Here is a 5,115-nt window from a genome sequence, read left to right on the forward strand (position 1 = left end):
TCGGTGGTGGTCGACGTCACGGTCGTGGTGGGCCCGAGGGTGGTGGGGGGGGCCACCGTCGTGGTGGTGCCCGGACCCGATGCCGTGGCGATCGTGGGCGCCTGCGGGGACCCCGACGGGGCGCGCGACGTGATGCCCGTCGGCTCGCTGTTGTTCGGGTACGCCGAGCAGGTCAGGTTCAGTGAGCTGCCCGCCACGTTCAGGGTCAGCTGCGCCTTCTTGTCCTGGGTGACGGTGATCGGCCCGCCCGACGCCGTGAAGGGCCCCACCGTGCCCGCCGTCGGCGGGATCACCAGCAGGAGGCCGGTGCTGGGGACCGGGCTCGGCAGCGGGACGTCGAACGACATCGGGCCGCTCGAGATCGAGCTCGGCGTGGCGCCGGTGACGTCCACGGTGCTCAGCGCCGTGCCGGCGATGTCGCTGTTGCCGAGGGCGGCGGCCGCCGACGAGATCGACGACGGGAGGGGCACCTGGGTCTGGTAGTCGACGACGGTGAACTGCTGGCCGGCCGACGGGTCGGCCGGTGAGACCTGGGCGGTGGTGACGACGTCGTTGAGGACGATGTTCCCCACCGGCGTGCCCGGGCAGTACAGCTCATAGGGAGTGGCGCCGTTGGTGGGGACCGTGACGGGCGGCGGCAGCGTGGTCGTTGGGGTGACGGTGACGCCGAGCTCCGTCAGGACGGAGAAATCGGTCTGGGTCTCGCCCACCGCCCAGCACGCCGTCGCCGACGGGCACGACACCCCCGACACGGCCACGACATCGGTCGGCACACCCTGGACGCTCCACAGGCTCCCACCGTCGGTGGTGGCCACGATCACGCCACTGCCGCCGAACGCGATCGGGGGCACGAAGACCCCGGGGAAATAGTTCACCGACCCTGCGACCGCCCAGCAGTCACTGGTGGTGGGACACGAGATGTCGGACAGGCCTCCCACCCCGAAGGGGAGGAGCTGCGTTGCCCACGTCGTGCCGCCATCGGTGGTGGCCAGGACCCCGCTGCCGTTGTAGGGGCTCCCGATGGCCCAGCACGTGGTGGCGGAGGGGCACGACACCGCCGACAACGGCCCGGAGTCGCGCGGGACGGACTGGAGGGCCCAGGCGGCACCGCCGTCCGTGGTGGCGACGACTTCGCCGGCGGATCCGAACGGCTGGCTCCCGACCGCCCAGCAGTCCGAGCTCGAGGCGCACGCCACGCCGGCGAGCACCCCGGTGCCGTTCGGCAGCGTCTGCGCGCTCCAGGTGGCCCCGCCGTCGGTGGTGGCGACGACGGTCCCGACCTGGCTGAAGAGGTCGTACCCCGCCGCCCAGCAGTCCGAGCTCGAGGCGCACGCCACGCCGGCGAGCAGTCCCGTTCCGATGGGCAACGACTGCGGCGTCCACGTCGTCCCGCCGTCGGTCGTGGCCAGGACGACGCCGCTCTCGGAGACACTCGTCTGCGTGATGTCGACCTGTGCCCCCACCACCCAGCAGTCGGAGGTGGTCGCGCACGTGATGTCGGACGGCAGGTCGATCCCCGACGGCAGGCTCTCGGTGCTCGCCGTCTTCCAGCCGTCGGTGGTCGCCAGCACGACCGGCGCCCCCGTGGAGTCGGTGGCCAGCGCCCAGCAGTGCACGGCATCGGGACACGACATCGCCGACAGGCTCGTCAGGCCGCTCGACGAGACGGTCTGGGTCGTCCACGTGGTGCCACCGTCGGTGGTGGCCACGATCATTCCCGCTGATCCGTAGGCGAACCCGATCGTCGAGCTCGGACGGGGCGACCCGGAGATCGCCGCCGCCGAGACCCGGGCTGCGTGGCCGGAACGGGCGGCCCGCACCGACGCGCCGGTCAACGGGAAGCCGACGAAGGGGTTCCCGCCCACCGACCAGCAGTGCGACGTGGACGCGCAGGTGAGCCCCGCGAGGGGACCGGTGCCGGGGGGTAGCGCCTGCGGGACCCAGGCGGACCCGTCGGTGGTGGCGACGACCACGCCGTCACCACCGGTGAAGCCGCTGCCGCCGGCCCAGCACTGGTTGTTCGACGTGCACGACAGGGAGGTCAACGGGCCGGTGCCGTTGGGAAGGTTCCCGCCGGTCCACGTGGACCCACCGTCGGTGGTGCCGACGATCATCCCCACCAGCACGCCGTTCCCGGCAATCGGCGTGGTGCCCGCCACCCGGCAGTCCGAGGTGGACGTGCATGCCACCGCGGACAGGGGCCCGACCGCGGCCGGGAGCGCCTGACCGCCCCAGTGGCGCCCACCGTCCGTCGTGGACAGCACCAGGCCGGTGGTGGCGGTGGGATCGCTGCCCACCGCCCAGCAGTCCGCACTCGACGCGCACGACACGCCCTGGAGGGGGCCGGTGGCGCTCGGCAGTGTCGCCGAGCTCCACGTGGACCCGCCGTCGGTGGTGGAGAGGGCGACGCCGGTGCCCGAGAGGAAGAAGGCGCCCGGGCCCGTGCCACCGGTCATCCCCGTGCCGCTGTTGCCGGTGCTGCCCGTGCCGCTGTTGCCGGTGCTCCCCGTGCCGCTGTTGCCGGTGCTCCCCGTGCCGCTGTTGCCGGTGCTGCCCGTACCCCCCACGAAGTCCGGGAAATTGGCGCCCACCGCCACGCACGCGGAGCCCGACGGGCACGAGATCGAGGAGAGCGGGCCGGTGCCACTCGGCACGCCCCGGGTGCTCCACGTCTGCCCGCCGTCGGTCGTGGACAGGACCATCCCGTCGACGAAGCTCGGGTCGCTTCCCACCGCCCAGCAGTCCGAGGCCGACGCGCACGCCACGCCCGAGAGCGCCCCCGTGCCACCGGGCACGCTCTGCGGGCTCCAGTGGGCACCGCCGTCGGATGTGGTGACGACAGCGCCGGCACCGGACGTGATCTGCCTGCCGACGGCAAGACAGTGCGTCTGGTCGGCGCACGTGATGGCGGCATAGCTGTACTGCGCGATAGGGAAGCTCTGTTGCGTGGCCCAGTCAGCAGGTTGCGTGCTCGCGGCTGCACCGATGACCACGCCCAATGCGCCTGCAAAACATCCGGCGCCCACAATGAGCGATACGAGACCGAGCCTGGCGGCGGACCCGGTCGGCGCCCAGCGACGGTTGCCCGGACGACGCGTTCCCAACGGGGGGCCTCCTTCGGCCGGCGCCCGGAATCGGCGCGAGCCCCACGATAGCCACGCGCGACCCCCCGGTCCTTCCTCACAATTGACGAAGGACCCGGCAGAATTGACGAAGGACCCGGCAGAATCGACGAAGGACCCGGCGCCGGGCACGGCTCGCCGCCTCGCGCGCCTCGCCGACCGGACAGGGCTGTGAGAATGCCGCCGTGCCCCGGCGCCGACGTCTCGCCCTCGCGGTCCTCGCTGCGCTGTGCGCCGCGTGCGGCGCCACCGGCGGCACCGCCACCCGATCGACGTCGAGCCCGCCCCGAGGGCCGTCGGGTCCCGTCGGGTGCCTCGATCCCCGGACGCCGGCGACCGCCCCCGCCGGGGGTTGGCTCCCCGACACGACCGGCGCGTCGGACTTCGAGCCCGAGAACGCCGGGGTCGAGCGCTCGCCGTCGACCCGGGCCACGGCGTTGGGCGACCGCGTCAGCACCCTCCTCGGCCACGGGTTCACCGTCGCGGCGGTACGCGAGTTCGCCACCGCCGGGTGCGTCGTCGACCGCGAGGTGTCGCTGCACGACGCGGCCGGGGACGGGGCGTTCCTGCGCGTGCTCCAGCTCCGCCGGGCCCTGAACGACGGGAGCTTCCCCCTCGTCGGCGACAGCCCGGTGCGCACGGCCCTCGGCCACGGGTCGGTCCTGCTCACGAACAGCGTGGCCGACGGCAGTGAGGTCACGGTGGTGCGGGCTCGGGCCGACGGCCTGGTCGTCGAGCTGCAAGTCCGCAGCGCAACCGGGCAGGACACGTCCGGGTGGCCGACGACGATGGCGACCCAGCCGCCCACCGGGCCCGCGGCGCCGTCTCCGTTGACCGTCGCCCAAGCCGTGGCGGCGACGCGCGACGTCGCCGCCGAAGCCGCGGCGTGGTCCTGAGGTCGCACCCGGTGCCGCGGCCGGCACGCCACGGGCGGCCCTCGCTCCACGGGTGACACCCGGGAGCGGCAAGGGTCCTTGGACCCTGTCGGCGGGCCGTGCCTCGGCTCACGCTGGGATTGGCGGGGCTGTGTCCCCGCAGGAAGGAGGCGCCCCGATGGCAACCCTCCATGAGACCGAACAGTTCGAGAAGGAGGTCTTCGAGTTCTTCCGCAGGAGTGAGGAGGCGTTGCTCGAAGCCGGCCGCTCGTGGGCCAAGGCCGTCGGCGAGCTGGCACCCGTCGAGATGCCCGCAGTCCGCGACCTGGTGAAGGGGATCTTCGACTTCACCGAGGAGGCCTTGAAGACCCAGCGTGAGTTCGCGCAGAAGATGCTGGCGCAGACGCGCGCCGCCGTCATGTCGGCCATGCCGAAGACGGTGCGGCCGACGCCCACCCCGAAGGCCGCGGCGCCGAGGGCGACGCGCCCGCACCGGGCGGCGCCGAGCACCACGCGCAAGACGACGGCCGCATAGCCACGCTGCCGTCGCCGCACGAGCGGTGACGTGGTCGTGGCGTGCCCGTTCGGGTGAAGGGGAAACCCCCGTCGGTACCGGCGGGGGTTTCCTGGTGCCGTGTCGGCTGGGTTCCGAGCCGACCATTCACGCATACACCTGCGTCCGTCCGTCGGTCCGCCGCGGTGATCCGCGGCTCCGGTTGGGACCATCGGCTCTACTGTCCTGCCCACGCAGAGGCGCATGGTGTCCTCAGTGGCACGTGGGCCCGGACGGGCCCAGGCCCCGCGATGTGCCGAGAGGGAGCCTGCACAGACAGGCAGGAGGCAAGGGGGTCCGACATGACCCAGGTACTGGTGCACGAGGACGCGAGGGCGCGCTCGGTTGCAGGTGGGCAGGCCCTTCCCCCTGCCGGGTGGTACCCCGACACGACGGGCGGTGTCTGGCTCCGGTTCTGGGACGGCCGACACTGGGCCGGCGACGACCCCCTGCGCCCCGTCAGGTCGATCGAGTCCGCGACGGCGACCGAGGTCGAGGTCGAGGTCGAGGCCACGCCGTCCCCGGCGGCGACCGTCCCCGTCGACGCAGGCCCGGTCACCGACGA

4 protein-coding genes are annotated in these 5,115 nt (G+C 73.2%); 3 read left to right on the forward strand and 1 reads right to left on the reverse strand.

Annotated features, from left to right (window positions below):
* Positions 1–2,993, reverse strand: a 2,993-nt coding sequence (locus VMV22_01405) for a hypothetical protein (GenBank protein ID HUY20974.1), incomplete at its 3' end; no start/stop codon positions are given.
* A 314-nt stretch (positions 2,994–3,307) separates the two neighbouring features.
* Here VMV22_01405 and VMV22_01410 point away from each other — a divergent pair.
* The 3 genes from VMV22_01410 to VMV22_01420 form a co-directional block, all read left to right on the forward strand.
* Entirely contained in the window at positions 3,308–4,018 is a 711-nt protein-coding gene (locus VMV22_01410) for a hypothetical protein (GenBank protein HUY20975.1), read from the forward strand.
* A 157-nt stretch (positions 4,019–4,175) separates the two neighbouring features.
* Positions 4,176–4,532, forward strand: a complete 357-nt coding sequence (locus VMV22_01415; protein ID HUY20976.1) for a hypothetical protein — start codon at positions 4,176–4,178, stop codon at positions 4,530–4,532.
* A gap of 320 nt (positions 4,533–4,852) precedes the next feature.
* Positions 4,853–5,115 (forward strand): hypothetical protein (locus tag VMV22_01420; GenBank protein ID HUY20977.1); only part of this gene is annotated, 263 nt, incomplete at its 3' end.

The sequence above is a fragment of the Acidimicrobiales bacterium genome (assembly GCA_035531755.1).
GTDB lineage: Bacteria > Actinomycetota > Acidimicrobiia > Acidimicrobiales > UBA8190 > DATKSK01.

Coding starts and splice junctions, on each gene's coding strand:
- VMV22_01415 (HUY20976.1), top strand. CDS start 4,176: ATGGCAACCCTCCATGAGACCGAACAGTTCGAGAAGGAGGTCTTCGAG.